The 17990-nt window shown below is 45.4% G+C and carries 9 protein-coding genes; all 9 read left to right on the top strand.

The annotated features are described in order from the left end of the window. The first annotated feature begins 83 nt into the window (after positions 1-83). The 9 genes from NYR53_RS28485 to NYR53_RS28445 all read left to right on the top strand — a co-directional run bounded on the left by NYR53_RS28485 (position 84) and on the right by NYR53_RS28445 (position 17961). Positions 84-1991, top strand: coding sequence for a cache domain-containing sensor histidine kinase (locus tag NYR53_RS28485; protein WP_261302439.1), 1908 nt, complete (start codon positions 84-86; stop codon positions 1989-1991). Further along, positions 1969-3600 (top strand): response regulator, encoded by a 1632-nt coding sequence (locus NYR53_RS28480; protein ID WP_261302438.1) that lies wholly within the window; start codon positions 1969-1971, stop codon positions 3598-3600. The genes NYR53_RS28485 and NYR53_RS28480 overlap by 23 nt, the downstream gene beginning before the upstream one ends. Positions 3601-3799: 199 nt before the next feature. Beyond that, positions 3800-5191, top strand: a complete 1392-nt coding sequence (locus NYR53_RS28475) for an ABC transporter substrate-binding protein (RefSeq protein ID WP_261302437.1) — start codon at positions 3800-3802, stop codon at positions 5189-5191. 75 nt (positions 5192-5266) lie between these two features. After that, entirely contained in the window at positions 5267-6163 is an 897-nt protein-coding gene (locus tag NYR53_RS28470; protein WP_261302436.1) for a carbohydrate ABC transporter permease, read from the top strand. A 17-nt stretch (positions 6164-6180) separates the two neighbouring features. Next, a complete protein-coding gene (locus NYR53_RS28465) occupies positions 6181-7071 on the top strand; it encodes a carbohydrate ABC transporter permease (protein WP_261302435.1) in 891 nt (296 codons plus the stop codon). 30 nt (positions 7072-7101) lie between these two features. Next, on the top strand, positions 7102-8103 hold the full coding sequence (locus tag NYR53_RS28460) for a glycoside hydrolase family 130 protein (protein WP_261302434.1): 1002 nt from the start codon (positions 7102-7104) through the stop codon (positions 8101-8103). A gap of 10 nt (positions 8104-8113) precedes the next feature. Beyond that, positions 8114-11164 (top strand): glycosyl hydrolase, encoded by a 3051-nt coding sequence (locus NYR53_RS28455; protein ID WP_261302433.1) that lies wholly within the window; start codon positions 8114-8116, stop codon positions 11162-11164. Between the two features lie 139 nt (positions 11165-11303). After that, on the top strand, positions 11304-12659 hold the full coding sequence (locus NYR53_RS28450) for a redoxin domain-containing protein (RefSeq protein WP_261302432.1): 1356 nt from the start codon (positions 11304-11306) through the stop codon (positions 12657-12659). A 208-nt stretch (positions 12660-12867) separates the two neighbouring features. Continuing rightward, positions 12868-17961 (top strand): Ig-like domain repeat protein, encoded by a 5094-nt coding sequence (locus NYR53_RS28445; RefSeq protein ID WP_261302431.1) that lies wholly within the window; start codon positions 12868-12870, stop codon positions 17959-17961. Positions 17962-17990 lie beyond the last annotated feature (29 nt).

Below are 17990 nucleotides of genomic sequence, written 5' to 3'. Positions count from 1 at the left end.
AAAGAACATTTGTTCGTATTCATAAAATCTTAATCATTTCGTCCGCATATTGAAAAAGCTGCCCTCCTTCATGATTTTCCCTCATGTCGAAAGTAGACATCCTATACTATAATAAAATAGATGAAGTCCGTATTTTCACAACACGAAAGGTGATGGAGACACCCATGAACAAGTCTCGGATGTGGTCGCCAATTCAACAACTATTCCATTCCTTTTCTTTAAAACAAAGAATATGGCTTACTTTTGTCGTTCTGATCACCTTAGGTCTTATGGCAACGGGCAGTATTGCTTATTTGATAGCTTCCAAGGAGATTCAGCGTAATGCTATGCAGTCTAGTCAAGATACCGTTAACCAATCAGCGCAAATCGTGAATGAAAGGTTGAAGAACATTGGTATTGCCATAAGAGCGCTGATGTTCAGCGATGCCTTCAAACAATTAATGAAGGATGTACAAACGAATGATAGATCTAGTTACTACAAGTCATTGACCTCGCTGCAGTATGTTTTTTCCCAGGTGAAATTCAATGATTCAATGATTGATAGCATTCTGATCGCCACGCCGATCGGGGATTTTTATCCGACCTCCAGTGTGCGGAACACGGCGAATTCATTTTACAAATCGGAGATGTATGAGCACTTCAAGCAACTGAATCGTGGATTCTGGAGTCAAGGGCATGTCGATCCCTTTTTTACAGGCAAGCAAAGGGTGATATCACTCGTCACAGAAGGCGTTGGAGAAGACTCTTTCATGGTTTATGAACCAACCAATGTATACGTCGTAATCAATGTGAAAGAAGATGACCTGCGGGATCTTTTTATGGGAAACTTGACCAAAACGAATAAACAATATTATTTCATCGATGCCAAAGGAGAAGATGTGAATTACGCGGATAGGACGAGTAAGGACCATTTTATTCAAAAGCCCGCTTTTTTTGAGCAATTGAGTGATCAAATGAAAGGCTCTTTTTTCTACACGAATGATAAAAAGGACTATTTAGTTAATTACTCGCGTTTGGAAGTCAAGGACGATTGGATGATTGTCAGTGTTCAAGCGAAGGATGACTTGTTGGCCAAATTAAATGGGATTAAAAGAGCAACGACTTATGTGATTATTGGTTTTATAATTTTATCGCTTTTTATAACGAATAATTTAACCTATCTGCTTTTAAAACCCTTGTACAGACTGCAAAGACTGATGAAGCGAGTGGAAGAGAACGATCTTTCTGTTCGTTTTGAAAGCGTTTATAAGGACGAAGTATCCCAGGTCGGATTCCGTTTTAACCGGATGCTGGATGAAATTAAGCAGTTGATTGAAGACGTGAAGAATCGTGAACGCGATAAACGGAAGGCTGAAATTAAGGCGCTATCGGCACAGATGGACCCTCATTTTTTCTATAATACGTTGAATACGATTTACTGCAAATCGGTTTTGGGTGAAAACGACGACGTGAACGAAATGATCCTGGCTCTGTCGCAAATGTTCCAATTAAGCCTTAGCGGCGGGCGCGATCTGATTACACTGGGTGATGAATTAGAGCATGTTCGTCAATATTTGGCCATTCAGCAAAGGTCCTATGAGAATTTGTTCGTTTGCCATTTCGAGGTGGAACCGGAGCTGCTCGCATGCTTGGTACCTAAGATTATGATTCAACCACTCGTTGAAAACTGTATTTTACACGGATTTAAAGATATGACTTCAGGTGGAGAGATTCAGATTAGCGCTCAGGCCGAAGGGGACTGGCTGCATATAACGGTGGAAGACAACGGGCGTGGACTAGTGCCTGAGAAGCTCCTTCAAGGTATTGTTCACCCGACAACATCCAAGCATGGCTACGCGCTGCGCAATATTTATACCCGTTTACAGCTGTATTTTGGCGATCAACAGCGCATGGAGATCACGAATAACGACTTAGGCGGAGCACGCATTGAACTATGGATCCCTAGCTATGAAGGAGAGGAGGACTTCCATGAACATGAACCGACTAGTTAAATTATGTGTCGTTGATGATATTCGAAGCGTTGTGGACATGATTACGAAGAAGATCCCTTGGCACGAGCACGGCATCGAAATTGTGGGAAGCGCAACGAATGGGGAGGAGGGTTTGGCTATCATTCGTGAAAGCTTGCCTGATCTTATTTTAACAGATATTCGGATGCCTAAAATGGACGGATTAGAGATGACACGCCGTATATTCGAGGTGCTGCCGAACAGTAAGGTCATTATTTTAAGTGCTTATACGGATTTTGATTATGCACAAAAGGCCATTCAATATGGTGCACTTGATTATGTGAAAAAACCGTTCTCCGTTGAACAAATCGTGAAAGCCGTCGTGAAAGCCAAGGAAGTGTGGGAGCAGGAAAATCTTAGCCGCACGCACGTGCTCGGGCTTCAGAAGAAAATCAAAGAAAGTATGCCAGCCCTGCGGCAGGAATATTTATCTCTGCTCGTCCATCATCAAACCAGTGAAGCGGAATTGGCTAGATTATCGGATTTCCTGGATATTAATGAATTGAATCCTCCGTTCGCGGTGATGACGATCCAGATCGATCAGTTCACGGATAAGTACGCAGAAGTCCCTGTTAAGGAGCTTGAGCTTGCACGGTTTTCTCTGCAAAATATCGTGGAGGAAACGATTTCCTTCTATACGACGGCTGTCGTGTTTAGGGAAGCTTTTAATCGATATATATGCATTTTGAATATGGCGTCGGACGAGCCTCTGGTTGAAATTGCGGATCACTGCTGTGCCAATATCGCGAGGCACACCAAGTTCACGATTTCCATCGGCATTGGCCAAAGAGTTGGCACGGTGCAGGAGCTTCCGAAGAGTTATCAGCAGTCGCTGAGCGCTTTGTCTTATCATTTCTATACAGGGGGCAATGGTGCTTTCAGCTATAACGGGGACTCGCCGGATCTTCCTGTAGCGTGGATTTATACCGAAGATAGCGAGAATGAGTTTCTGTTCGCTTTCCGTTCAGGTAATCTGGATAAATGTGTGGAATGGGCGAAGGGCATTTTCAACGAGATGGGCAAAGCGTCTGTCTTACCTGAGCCCGGCGTCGTTGAACGTTTGCTGCAAGGACTGGTGCTACGGATGCTGCGAGTACTTTTGGAGAAATTTCCTCGGGCGAGCATGGTCGATTTCGAGTCGAAAGTCCATGAGATTAGAGGCGAGAGCGGCGCGGATCTCCAAGAGTATCGAGAATGGTTTGTTCAATTGTGCGATATCGGCTGCCGTATGATTAATCAAGAGCGAGCAAGCGAGTCGCAGAAAATCATCTATCGCTCTGCGGAGTACATCAAATCGAATCTTCATTTGGATTTGACCTTGGAGCATTGCGCGAAACAGGCGAATCTAAGTTGGGGCTATTATTCCAATTTGTTTAAAAAGGTGACGGGAACTGCGTTTCAGCAATTCGTTACTATAGCGAAGATAGAACGGGCGAAATCCATGCTGATTGAAGATTTCCAAGTGCAGGAGATCGCGCAGCAGCTCGGCTATGAGCACAGGCGGTATTTCAGTGAAGTTTTCAAGAAACAAACAGGCCTGACGCCGACTGAATTTAAAGATATGTCTCTGGGCAAGTCCTCGAAACCATGAGGGTTTGTCTTTTTTTTATGCTCACAAATAAGCGCGTTTTTAGCGCTTTTCACTGGATGGTGTAAAATGTAGAAATATCTGCCCTTGTTCATGAGTTGACCACATTATCAGAATGAACGAATTCTTTTAGTATAAAAGTGTAAACAAAAGCATTTCCAGAACGATACAAAGTGTTCGCAAACAAAAGGGAGGCTTACAAATGGTAAACAGAATTGGGACGGTCACTTTAAGCGTTTTACTGGCAGGCAGTTTGGCAGCGTGCGGCAGCAACAATACGGCAACTAGCCCGGCAGCATCTGCCAAGCCATCTGAACAATCCGCTAGCACAGTTCCTGTGAAGAAAGAGAAGACCAAACTCTCTTATTGGACGGGGGACCGTCATGATATGGATTACATTAAAGGTGTTGTGCAGAAATTTAACGAGACGAACGGCGAGAACATTGAAGTCGAAATGGTTGTGAAGACGGAAGATTTCAACCAAGCGATAGACTTGGCCTTCGCTTCCGGACAGGCACCTGATATTATCCGCGTGAAGGAAAATACGATCCAGCCTTTTGCGCAAAAAGGGTATTTGAAGCCAATTGATTCCTACCTTACGGATGCGATCAAGAAAAAATTCCCAATCATTGATGATTTCAACCGGATTGATGGGAAAATGTACAGCCTTCCGAACTATGGTTCAACACTCAGACTTGTTTACAATAAAGAGCTTTTCGCCAAAGCGGGGATTGCTGCTCCTCCGAAAACATTGAAAGAAATGGTCGAAGATGCGAAGAAAATTACAGCTGTAGGTAAAGCTTCCGGCTCTTATGGTTTTGCTCAAAACTTCAAAAGCCCAGAAAGCGCCCTTGGTAGATCGGCAAGGGTTATCGCTGAAGCTAGCGGTTACGGCGGATTTGGCTTTGATTTCAAAACCGCGAAGTTTGATTTCACAGGATTCAAAGAGATCATTTCATCGTTCAAACAAATGGTAGATGACGGCAGTACGCTGCCAGGTATGGAATCGCTGGATATTGACCCGCTGCGTGCACAATTCGCAGAAGGCAAAATCGGGATGTACATCTCCTTCTCATCGGAACCAGGTGTGTACGCGAATCAGTTTCCGGCCAAAATCGAATGGGCATCCGCACCGGTTCCAACGATCGATGGCACGGTTAAAGGCGCTACCTCCTTCTTGGGTGGTCAATGGTTAGCCATCAGCAACACAACCAAAAATGCAGACCAAGCATGGAAATTCATGCAGTTTATGTATACGGACGAAGTCTTGAAAACGTACCATGAAAAAGGTTTCGGTCTATCCATGGTGCCATCGGTTTCTTCCGTAGCGAAAAAACCGGAAATCAAAGGCATTGACGGCTTCCTTCCAGTAGGAAACGATGGCACGTGGCCGCTGCAGCCTACAGTAACAGTTGAAGGTATGAAAAAAGATGATGCATTTTTCAAATACATGATCAGCGGCGGGAATTTGGATCAAATTATTCTAGATCTGAACAAGCGCTACAATGATGCTCTCGATAAAGCGGTAGCTAAAGGTGCAGTGAAAGTGCAGCCGAACCCAAGCTTCGATCCGATGAAGTTAATGATGAAATAATAGCCATAACTGCGAGAGTGGAGTGAATAGCTCCACTCTCGCTCTCTAAGTATAGATGTAACAGGAGGGAACGGGATGAACAGGACACGCCAGATCGGGTTTTCATATTTATTTTTATTTCCAAGTTTTCTACTGACCATGGTGCTGGGCGTCTATCCGATTGCTTGGGCTATTCGATATATGTTTTATGATTACAAGGGGTTCGGAGATGCGTCATTTATTGGGTTTGATAATTTCAGGAGGCTTTGGCAGGACACGGAGTATTGGCATTCTGTCTTGAATACATTCATTTATGCAGGCGGTAAGTTAATCATTACATTGCCATTATGCTTGGTGCTAGCTGTTATTCTGAATCAAAAGCTGCGCGGCCGCAATTGGCTGAGAGCCATCTACTTTATGCCGACGATTATAAGTTCTGCTGTCATGGCTGTCGTATTTTTCATTATTTTCAACTCCTATAACGGCATTCTCAATCAATATTTGTTGAAGTTTCATATCATCTCCGAAAGAATCGATTGGCTCGGTCCCAAACACGCCATGCTTACGACGATCATCATCGCTGTATGGAGTGCGGTAGGCAACTATATGCTGCTGTTCCTTGCCGGTCTTCAAAATATCCCGAACGATGTGTATGAAAGCTCGTCGCTGGACGGAGCCAATAAATGGCAGCAATTCTGGTACTTAACCATTCCTATGCTAGGGCCTGTGCTGCAGATCGTAATCATGCTGGCGATCATTAATTCGCTTAAAGGGTACGAGAGCATTATGGTGTTGACCGAAGGCGGTCCGGTTGGAAAGACGGAAGTGATGTATTTGTACGTGTATAAGCTCTTCTTCCCGACACCATCAGGGGTACTTGCGGACCAACAATTCGGCTACGGAAGTGCCGTTGGATTCGTTACAGCCGTCATTGTAGGCATCATCACACTAACTTACCATGCGATGTCTAGACGTCTGAACAAACTTCAATGAGGGAGGATGCTGGGAAAATGGAAGTTACTGAAGCGTTATCGAATGCACGGATAAATAAACAAACCCGGCCATTTTCGTTTGCGAAAACAGGAGGAAGAGTACTGCTCTGGATCTTTTTACTGATAACAGCCTTACTGATTGTGTTTCCGATTGTTGTGACTTTTCTTGGCTCTTTCATGTCCAATATCGAGATAACAAAAGGTGGCAAGATTTTCCCGTCCTCTTGGAATTTTGTGAATTACAAAGAAGCATGGGTGCAAGCCAATTTCGCTCGGTTTACATGGAACAGCCTCTTTCTAAGCGGAGCAACAACGATCGGAACGCTGATCGTAGCATCGATGGCCGCTTATGTGGTTGACCGGATTAAATTCCCGGGGAAAGCCATCTTCGTCGCGATTCAGGCATCTACCATGTTCATATCGATTGGAGCCGTTGTGATTCGGCCGCAATTCGAGCTTATGGTCAAGCTTCACTTGCATACAAATTTATGGGGTGTCGTCCTTATTTTGGTGAGTGGCCACGCGTATATTTTCTTTATTTTACTAAGCTTTTTACAAGGTATTTCCCGGGAATTAGATGAAGCCGCGCGTATTGACGGCTGCTCGAACGGCGGGATATTTTGGCGAATTATTTTACCTTTGATGCGCCCAGGATTGGGTGTAGGAGCATTGTTTACATTTTGCGGAGCTTGGAATGAATATTTACGCCCGTTAGTGTTTACGATGACCAATCCCAAACTCCAAACACTGACCGTCGGACTATCCTATCTTCGCTATGGGGCATCGGCTGCGGTTCAAACGCATTATATGCTGGCAGGAGCTTGTTTATCGATTTTGCCGCTGCTCGTTGCGTATATGATCGCGAATAAATCGTTCATGCAAATGACAGCTGGCTCTTTGAAAGGCTAGAATACAAATATCATTTGGAGGTTGTCTACTATGGTTCTACCTGTACCTGGAATTTTAAAGTCGAGTTCATTGATTCATCGTCATCCTGCTAATCCAATTTTGGATGCGGATAGGGTTCCATATCCTACTGCGCTTGTATTTAACGCGGGCGTTACCAAATTTAACTGTCAATATGTCATGGTATTCCGCAATGACTATGGTTCCAGAAGCGAACATACACTAGAGCCTCATTCCACAACGGATCTTGGGATTGCTTACAGTCGTGATGGGATCCATTGGGAAGCTGGACCGAAGCCTTGCTTCAAGATGAATGATGGAGAAATTATTCGGGCTTATGACCCTCGATTGACGGTTATGGACGGTCGATGCTACATGTGCTTTGCTGTGGATACGCAGCATGGAATTCGAGGCGGTATCGCCGTTACTGATGATTTTGAAAACTTCGAAGTGTTGAGCTTATCAACGCCGGATCTTCGCAATATGGTGCTGTTCCCTGAGAAAATAGGCGGTAAATACGTTCGTTTGGAAAGACCCTTTACCGTATACAGCCGAGGGGGGGCAGATCGATTTGACACATGGATTTCCGAATCTCCGGATTTGAAATATTGGGGTAATTCCGATCTCCTGCTGGCAGTTGAGCACGTTCCCTTCGCGAATGATAAAATCGGGCCTGCCGCTCCTCCTATAAAGACAGACAAAGGCTGGCTGACCACGTTTCATGCCGTGGATATCGATCCTGCAAGAGGGAAGAACGGCTGGGAACCGACTTGGAAAAAAAGGTATACAGCAGGTCTCATGCTGCTTGATCTCGACAATCCGAAAAAGGTAATCGGCATGTATCAAGAGCCCTTGCTTGCGCCGGAAGCCAGCTATGAGATCGACGGCGGATTCCGCAACGATGTCATTTTCCCTGGAGGCATGATTTTGGAGCCATCGGGTGAAGTGAAAATCTATTATGGTGCTGCAGATGCGGTGGTCTGTTTGGCTACAGCGCATGTGGATGATCTTGTTCAGTTATGCTTGAAAGCATGAGGTGAAGGTGATGAGTATTTGGGATCAGCTTCAGAATCCTCCAGTCCAATATCGCTCAGTGCCGCTGTGGTCATGGAATGATAAATTGGAAACGGAGGAGTTGGAGCGGCAGATCGAGGAGATGCATAAAGCCGGGATAGGTGGATTTTTTATGCATGCCAGAGGAGGACTCCTTACTCCTTATATGGGCAAGGAGTGGATGTCGGCTGTACGGACTTGTATCGAGAAAAGCAAAGAGCTCGGTATGACCCCATGGTTATATGATGAAAATGGCTGGCCGAGCGGCTTCGCTGATGGTAAAGTTCCAGCACTGGGGATCGCTTACCAACAAAAAAGACTTGCCTATGAGCAAGCCCCTTTTCAGAATCCAGCTGAGAGAACGATTGGTTTCTATGCCAAATCAGAACATGGCTATCGTTTATTGTCAGCAGCAGATGAGAGCGGCGCAGATTTAAGGTTTTTCTATGAAGTAAATCCCTATTATATTGATACACTAAGTGTGGAAACCGTACGGGCTTTCATTGAAACGACCTACGAGGCCTATTGGGAACGCTTCGGCGAAGAGTTCGGAGACGATCTGAAAGGCGTGTTTACGGACGAACCGCAGTTTGCTCGCGGACATTTGCCTTGGTCGTTTGATCTGGAGCATGCTTTTGAGTCTAGATATGGCTATGACCTGAAGGAAGCTCTTCCCGCTTTGTTTATGAATGTGGAGGGCGCGAGTAAAGCAAGATATGACTACTGGGAATGCGTAACCGCGATGTTCACTCAGAGCTATGCGAAACAAATCGGGGATTGGTGTGATAGCAAGGGATGGTCGGCAACAGGTCACGTTGTAGATGAACAAGTGCTCATGCAACAAGTGACTTCGGTTGGGGATCCCATGGCATTTTATGAGTATTTGCAAATTCCGGGCTGTGATTGGTTGGGCCGGTTTATTAGCGAAGAGCCTATTGTTCCTAAACAGGTAGGCTCAGTGGCTCATCAACTTGGGAAAAAGATGACCATTACGGAAAGCTTCGGGTGTTCAGGCTGGAATGTCAGCTTTGAGGATCTTAAGCGGATTGGCGAGTGGCAATTTGTCCATGGGATTAATTTGATGTGTCAGCATTTGCAAGGATATACCTTGAGAGGCTTGCGAAAACGCGACTATCCGCCATCCCTATTTTATCAGCAGCCTTGGTGGGAGGATTATAAAGCTTTTAATGATTACTTCGCGAGGCTGTCGATGTTGCTTTCCGAAGGAACCCGTCAACCCGAAGTATTGCTTCTGCACCCGATCCGTTCTGCTTGGGTTCATCAATGCGGTGAGGATTCTTCTGGAATCGAACCTTACCATCAGGCCTTTTCCCAACTTTCCCGCCTAATGTGCCAAACATTTGTAGAGCACGATTACGGCAGTGAAAGCATTATTGAACGTCACGGTAGTGTCAGTAACAGCACCTTTATTATCGGCGAAGCGGCCTACCGAGTTGTGATCATTCCGCCAAGTACAACTTTGAACCGCGTTACGGTTGATTTGTTGAAGCAATTCGTCCTTCAAGGCGGCAGTCTTGTTGCATTTGCGCCATTTCCGACGCTTATTAATGGTCAACTGGACAAGGAATTAGATCAGCTAGTGGAGAGCGCGCTCAAACCCGAATGGAAGTCTAGTGCGCTGTTAAACGCCTTGTCCAGCACCGTATCTCCATCCAGCCGTATGTTGGATCATGCCGGGGAAGCAATAACGGAGGATACAATGAATGTTCAGACATTAGCTTTGGATGGCGCGATGATGTACTACTTCGTAAATTCCGGTAAGGAACGCTATGAGTCCGTACAGGTAGAGTTGTTCCGAAAAGGAAAAGTTTCTTTAATTGACTTGGAAACAGGCGGGGTTACACCTATCGAACAGGAAGATACCGATCGCGGCGTACGCATTCGATTGACCATTCATCCGGGGCAGTCCTATGTCGTGAAGATCGTACCTGAGGAAGCAGCACAAAGCGAAGAGATGTTTGATATTCATAGAACGACTTCTCGGCAACCAGAATCGAAAATCTTTTTAGATCATACTTGGAAGATTTCTAAAAGTGAGGAAAACAGTTTGACGCTAGATACATGCCGTTTACGTGTTGAAGGCGGCGCTTGGTCAGAACCTCAGCCCGTGGTGTTTATTCAAGAACTGCTTTTAGCTTTTGGTCGGCCTGTTCATATCGAACTGGAGTTCGAATTCCAAGTTGCGTTTGATGTGGATCTTTCACGCGAATTATATGTGGTCTTAGAGAAGCCGGAAGATATTAAAATCGAATTGAACGGGCGACAAGTGGAATCGATAAGCGCTGGCTGGTGGCGAGATATTTCTTTCCAAAAAGTTGATATTCGTGGAATGATCGTGCCAGGAGCAAATCGAATTCGACTGAAGTCTTATTTCTACAACTCTTCTAAGACATACGAAGCAATTGAACATGCGCGACAGTTTGAGTCTGAAGGAAATAAGCTGACGTTTGAAACAGAAATTGAAAATATCTACATCATTGGGTCATTCGGTGTAGAGTCAAGTTCGCCTTACCTGAACGGAGAGCGTCATGCGGTTCATACGATGGGTCCGTTTGTCCTTATGGAACTACCTGTTTCCGTGCATACTGGGGATCTCGTTAGCCAAGGATTTCCTTTCTACAGCGGAAAAATGCATCTGCAGCAAAAGGTATATGTCGATAGAAACGATTGGCTGGAGGCGAAATGGAGCTTTTCCACACCGCCAGATACCATCGTCAGCCGGTTGTATATAAACGGACAAGAGGTTCGAACGTTCCTCTGGGAGCCCTATGAGGCAGACATCACTTCGTTTCTGCGTAAAGGCGATAATTTGATCGAGGTAGAAATGGCAAACAGCTGCCGAAATCTGTTAGGTCCACATCATCATATAAAAGGCGAGCTCTATAAGGTAGGACCTGACAGCTTTACAGATAAACCCGGTTGGACGGATAAAAATATCGACAAGAATACGTGTATTTACACGGATCGATACACGTTCGTTCGATTCGGTTTAGATGTTTCACCGTATATTGAAATGAAATAAAAAAAAGGTGAAATGACCCGCTAAGGCTGCTGGCCTAGAAGCGGGTCATTTTTTGTCGAATAGTTCAACTTTTTATCCGAAATATGGTAGCATTCCCGCTGGTTTTCGGCTAGACTGAAGGAAGCTATTTACGAATATCATGTTAAATTGGGGTGGCGGCATGGCTAAAAAAGGTTTATCTATAGGGAAAAAGGCAGCACCATTTCGACTAGATTCTACACAAGGTATGAAGGGACTGGAAGATTTCAAGGGCAAGCCGCTAGTTATTATTTTCTTACGTGGAACATGGTGCCATAATTGCCAGAAACAGATGCCGGAGTTAAATGAGTATTATGAACGATTTTTGGAAAAGGGCGTAAATCTCATTGCGATTGCTGGACAAAAGCTAGCCAACATCAAAGATTATGTAAACGCGAATGGCATCAAATTCCCCATTCTTTCGGACGAAACGAGAGAAGTCATAAAGTCTTACGAGGTTTTCACGCCAATTAAATGGGACTCATTCCGAATTGCGATTCCAAGCACGTATATTATTGATGAACAACAAACGATTCGCTATTCCTATATTGGTGAGAACCAAGCGGACAGACCGTCAGCGAAGGAAATTTTAGAAGTGATAGATACCCTTTCTATTGTTTCTGATCAGGATAGCTCGATTCAAGAGGAGCTTCCGGTTTTCTTAGCGAATATGAAATCCACCCTTCAGCACGTGAATACTTCTGCTGCTTATGTGACGAAGAGTATAGAGAACAATCTACATAATATTGAAGGACTGAAGAAAGCTTCTCTAGGCAACTATGAGCAGTTAGAGGAGTTTGTGAGCGTATATGAGAAAAAGTCTGAGGAATTAAACCAATATAGTCATCAGCTGAACGCCACATCCGATGAATTCACGGATATTCAGCAGTTGAACCAACAACTAAGTCATAACATTCAAACGACACGCGGGTTGATGGATGAGTTAATTAGTATGACCCTTGTCGTAAATGAGATGAGTGAGGTCATCTCCAAAATTTCCCGACAAACCAAAATCCTAGCGCTCAATGCATCCATTGAAGCTGCTCGTGCTGGCGAGCATGGCAAAGGCTTCGCCGTTGTCGCACAGGAAGTGAGTAAGCTGGCTCATGGCACGGAGGAGTCGGCGGGCAACATCACAGCGCAGCTGCAAGCGATTGATGAGAAAATCAATGAAAGCTTCTCGTCTTTCTCTACGTTTGAAGATACGATGAATACGGTTAGAGAACGAATTTCCGTAAACACAGCCAACATCCTGACGATTTCGGATGGTGTCAAGGTGATTGCCAACGACACGCTGCAGCTAGGTGCCGAACTGAACAACATCAAGGATAGCCAGCACCAAGCGCAAATTGATCTGAGTAAAATTGGGGAAGTTGAAACTACAATCAATAGTGAAGTAAGTGAAATCCTACAGGATATGCAGTATCATGTGGATCAACTGAACGCTTTGGATGAGAGAACGAAAAAGACGAAATAATGAACTCTCCAGAATAACCGAAACACCATTTCATGTACGCATTATAGCGTATGTGGGAATGGTGTTTTTTCTTTTTTATGACAAATACCCCATTTGGGGTATGGTGCTTTGGTTGCATTTACAGGTATTTTTAGTATGTGAAATGAAGCTAATTGTCGTATTTTGTTACTTTTTCATAGAGAATTGAAGATCGTAATCAGGAGGTAGTATGAAAAGAATAAGTTCAATGATACTCGCTGTCATCCTCTTAATTGGAGGCGTTGTACCCTATGCAAGTGAGGTAAGTGCTGCTGTATTATTACCAGCATCTGTGAAGCAGCCAACGGGGATATCGGTTATTGCTGGCGGCCTTGATCCATTCACGGGGAAATACTTTTTAAAACCGGGTGACATGATCACGTTAGTGGTGGATTTCGAGAGCAGCTCACCTTCGGTCCTTTGCCACCAAGATAGTATGATTACAGCTGAAGTTGCGGGCAGCAAGACGACACCGGCTATTTTTAGAATTCCTGTGTCACCGCCGAAATATATGGACTATCCTTCCTTATTTCAGTACACGGTGGGAGCCTCTGATGCTTCCGGTCGGCTGGTTATGAAGCAGGGGCCAGAATTATGTTATTACAAAAAGTTGGATAACGCTTGGCACTCCTACTCGAATTACAGAACGAACTTTAGCGATGGAACCTCTATGGATAACGTCACGTATTTCAAAAGCTTGTTTAAGACCGAGGTTTATATTGATAACACCGCACCAACGATCACATTTGGACAAACATCCAATTCAGACTATAAGAATAGCCATGGTGTAACGGTAACAACTACCGATCTGCCGGTCGAAGGAAGTGTGTCACTCTTTTACACGTGGACGCAAAGCGCTGCGCCGCCCGCAGCTGCGGAGATTAACACCAGCATAGTGAGCGGCACGGTGGCTGCTGATCCAACAGGTAATGGTGCTTATTATCTTCACGCCCGTGCAGTTGACAAAGTAGGGCACGAAACGATTAATACGGCAGGACCCTTCAATTATGATCACGTGGCGCCTACAATTACCTTCGGGCCATATGCCGCCGATATTATTAAGAAAAGTCACGGCGTAACGGTAACTGCAAATGACACGCCAGTGAATGAGAATGTCAACCTTTACTATACATGGACTCAGAGTTTTTGGCCGCCACAAGACGAGGAGATTGCAACGGGCATTCTGAGTGGAGCGGCCGCATTAGATCCGCCAGGCTCAGGCGTCTATTATTTACACGCCAAAGCAGTGGACGCTGCCGGCAATACGACCATCAGGTCATCAGGTGCGATTATGTTTGATAATGAACCGCCCAAAATCACTCTCGGACCTATATCAAGTACCGCTCAAAGGAGCCAAAATGTGACGTACACGGTCATCGACTCTTTCTCGGGCTTGAAACAATGGAGCTACGAATGGTTCAAGGATGGGGTTTCCTACTCGACAGGTACTGCAAGCAGTTCTGTAGGAATGTTAAGCGTACCGAACAGCTTGGAAGGCAATTATAGGCTAAAAATCACGGCAACGGACTTTGCGACGAATGTGAGGACAATGGGAAGTCTCGATTATGTCATCGATAAAACGGCACCTGCGGTATCCTTTTCCGAACAAGGGAATAGCACGCCTGCCAATGCGCGACAAGTGAATGTATCCTTGCTGGAAGCTAGAGGAACGCTAGGTCAGGCAAGCTATTTGTGGTCCAGCAGTGTAACAGTCCCAAGTCCTAGCTCTCAGGAATGGAAACTATTTTATGATGGAGCAGGCTCCAAAACGTCTCACAGCGCAACGCTATCTTCCCCTGTGAATGCGAATAATACGCAATATTTACATATCAAGACCACGGACAGCGCGGGTAACATCGGTTATGCGAGTACAACACAGGGCTTTGTGCTGGATAATACGAAACCAACGGTTGCCTTTAGCAATCCAAGCACGAGCACGTACAGTAAGTCAGTTACGACAAGTCTTAGCTTGTCAGATAACATCACAACAACGCTTGGGAATTATGTCATCAAGTATGTCGTTACGGATCAAGCAACAACCGATGGAAACGACGTGACATGGAGCAGATCGACAAATGGAGCTTTTACCGTTGCCAATAAATCTGGCACTTACTATATTCATGTCAAAGTCTATGATCAAGCAGGCAACTGGCAGCTTGCCCGGGGCGGTCCGTATTTGCTCGATGACTCTGCTCCCACCGGAACGATACATATCCCTGTGGAACAAACGAACAACAAGTCCGTAGAGGTAGAGCTCACAGCGGCAGATTTGCATGGACCCATCGACATGCGATTATCGGCTAATGGAGGGACAACTTGGGGGAGCTGGGAAGCATTTGCTACCACTAAACTCGTCACCATCCCGGAAACGGAAGGCGTAAGGACGATCTCTGTCCAGTACCGTGATGCGGCTGGCAACATCAGTACGACTTATTCGGATACGGTTATCTATGATGTAACGAAACCGACCGCAGTTAAAATAAGCTACAACACAACACAAACCACGAATCAGTCTGTTACGGCGACATTGACAGCAGTAGATAACATCACGGCTTCAGGTGATATCGACGTGGTTAATCTCAGCGGGTTCAGTTATGTGTTTCAAGCAAACGGAACGTACACGTTCGTTTTTCGTGATAAAGCGGGCAATGAGAATACGGCAGTCGCAACCGTAACCTGGATCGATAAGACGAAGCCACAGATTCAGTTCAGTGCAGAGGGAGTTTCGGACAAAAGGAAAGCGGCTAGCTCCGTTATTTCAGCGACGGATAATGTGACCGCGTCAAACCAGCTTACTTATGCCTATGCCTGGTCGATGAATGCAAGTACGGCTCCGACAACATGGACCGCGCTAGGTGCAGATCATACGGCCGAATTGAGCGGGGCGAATGGCCTCTGGTATTTGTGGGCGAAGGTAACGGATAAAGCAGGGAATGAAGCTATCCGCCGCACAAACTCGCTTTTCCAGCTCGACAATACGAACCCGGTAGGCGTAGTTACTTATAGTCCTGCTGGACGCACCGCTAGCGATGTGAAAGCAACCTTAGCTACCAATGAATCGGTAAGGGTGATGAAACCTAGCAATGGGAGCAAGGAGAACCTATTTACAGATAACGGTTCTTTTGAGTTTGAGTTTGTAGATGATGCAGGTAATGTCGGTAAAGCTATGGCGACGGTGAATGGAATTGACCGAAGCTTACCTTATGCAGCGGTGACCTTATCCCCTAGCGGTTGGACGAACGGCCCTGTTCGTGTGACTGTTGATGCGTCAGGCAATCCGGCGCTGTCCATAAGCCATATTGTTGTTCCGGAAGATGCGGTTCCAGTCTCGCAAACGGTTCAGCAAGCGGTCTATGATTTTAAAACGAATGGGATTCTTCAATATACGCTGCTTGATGGGGGAACTCCGCTGACAAGCGAGGGAGAAGTCGTGATCCACAATATCGATCTCGTGCCTCCGACAGCAGATTTGATGTATAGCACGCTGAGTAAAACGAACGAAGATGTGACCGTAACGTTAATTACCTATGATGACAATCACGGCGTAGTCACGATAGCTGGTAGCGATACGTATACCTTTACGGAAAACGGCTCACATACGTTTATTTTTCAAGACGAGGCGGGGAATGTCTCGCAAAAGACGGCAACGGTCAACTTTATTGATAAACAAGCACCCGTGCCAGTGCTTACGTATAGCGAGAGCACGTGGACGAAGCAAAATGTGACGGTCTCCCTTACCTTTATGGGTGAAGATGATCCGGTAACGATCACCAATAATGAAGGAAGTGCGCAATATACGTTCAAAGAAAATGGAACTTTCGTGTTCTACTATCGAGATGCAGCCGGAAATGAAGGTCAAGTAACAGCAGAGGTAACCGTAATTGACCGAGATGCCCCAACAGCGATCGTGAGTTATAGCGAAGCGGGATGGACGAATCATGATGTGGTCGCTACGTTAGTGGCTCAGGATAATTCCGGGGTACTTCCAACGGTTGTCAATAACGGGGGACTAACGACATACACATTTACACAGAATGGTACATTTAAGTTTGTTTACCAAGATGCAGCGGGCAATCAGCGCGAGATTAATGCGAATGTGGATCGGATTGATAAGACGCCACCTGTGGCTAGTGTTCAATATTCAACGGCCATGACGACGAAGACCAATGCGGATGTTCGCGCAAGCGTTGAAGCCAATGAACCGATCACTGTCATGGGCAATAATGGCAGTACTACTCGTGATTTCACAGCAAATGGGAACTATGCATTCCGCGTAGCAGACCGTGCAGGAAATGAATCAACAATAACGGCGAATGTGTACAACATCGATCGTACACGCCCCGTTTTGAACGTAACCTACAGTAAGACAGCACCAACGAAGGATGATGTTATTGTAACAGTAGAAGCGAATGAACCCATTCAAGTGCTGAATAATAACAGATCCAATCAGGTTGTTTTCAAAGAGAACGGGAGCTTTACTTTCCTCGTACAAGATTTAGCCGGTAACACGGCTGAAGCCGTAGCGACGGTTAGCAACATCACAAAAGCAACAGCGAAGGTTACTTATGCTTACAGTGAAACAGTGCCTACGAAAAACACCGTATCGGTCACACTAACAGCTGATAGGCCACTTACGTATGCAGGTATTTCAGGAAATGTCGTAACCTTCACGGAGAATGGTACGCGCTGGGTAGAAGCGACAGATGCTTTGAATAACAAATATGTTCTGCGGATCGATGTGAACAATATCGATCGAGAAGCGCCGAAGATTCGATTCTTAAGCGGAGAGCAGCTGCTAATTGATGTTGGAACAACCTCGATCGATCCTGCTTCCGATGTTGATGTATCGGATAACCTCGATGGTAATTTGAAAGAAAAGCTTAGTGTGTTCCACAATATTCATGCCGGAGTGCCTGGGGAATATGAGATTACCTACAAGGCGACAGATCGTGCCGGTAATCAAATGGTTGTTGTACGCAAAGCGATTGTTATCGCGCCAACGACATTCACGCTGTATGTCAATTCGAAGCAGCTTCAGGATACGGAAGCAGTGGTCTATGGCGATGCGATTCAGTTGAAGCTGTTCGGACAACAAGGGTCTAGTCAGATGAAATGGGCGCGAGGATATAAAAATAAAGGCGATTTTAAGACTTTTGGGCAAGAAGTAGCCAACGGCAATTTACCGGTTAAGGAATATGGCCTATATACATTCTTTATCCAAGACCAAGAACGTCAGACGAAGCTCGTTCATGTCTACATTTTACCAACGAAATCTTCAGAATAACGAGGAAGCATCAACTTTTCCTTTGGTGG

It is taken from the genome of Paenibacillus andongensis (assembly GCF_025369935.1).
GTDB classification, from domain to species: domain Bacteria; phylum Bacillota; class Bacilli; order Paenibacillales; family NBRC-103111; genus Paenibacillus_E; species Paenibacillus_E andongensis.
Note: the sequence above shows the minus strand (reverse complement) of the source record. Positions and strands in the feature narration are given on the sequence as shown.

Bases quoted from the DNA above. Each gene is read 5' to 3' on its own strand.
- NYR53_RS28465 (WP_261302435.1), top strand. From the start codon at position 6,181: ATGGAAGTTACTGAAGCGTTATCGAATGCACGGATAAATAAACAAACC.
- NYR53_RS28475 (WP_261302437.1), top strand. From the start codon at position 3,800: ATGGTAAACAGAATTGGGACGGTCACTTTAAGCGTTTTACTGGCAGGC.
- NYR53_RS28450 (WP_261302432.1), top strand. From the start codon at position 11,304: ATGTTAAATTGGGGTGGCGGCATGGCTAAAAAAGGTTTATCTATAGGG.
- NYR53_RS28455 (WP_261302433.1), top strand. From the start codon at position 8,114: ATGAGTATTTGGGATCAGCTTCAGAATCCTCCAGTCCAATATCGCTCA.
- NYR53_RS28470 (WP_261302436.1), top strand. From the start codon at position 5,267: ATGAACAGGACACGCCAGATCGGGTTTTCATATTTATTTTTATTTCCA.
- NYR53_RS28460 (WP_261302434.1), top strand. From the start codon at position 7,102: ATGGTTCTACCTGTACCTGGAATTTTAAAGTCGAGTTCATTGATTCAT.
- NYR53_RS28445 (WP_261302431.1), top strand. From the start codon at position 12,868: ATGAAAAGAATAAGTTCAATGATACTCGCTGTCATCCTCTTAATTGGA.
- NYR53_RS28485 (WP_261302439.1), top strand. From the start codon at position 84: ATGTCGAAAGTAGACATCCTATACTATAATAAAATAGATGAAGTCCGT.
- NYR53_RS28480 (WP_261302438.1), top strand. From the start codon at position 1,969: ATGAACATGAACCGACTAGTTAAATTATGTGTCGTTGATGATATTCGA.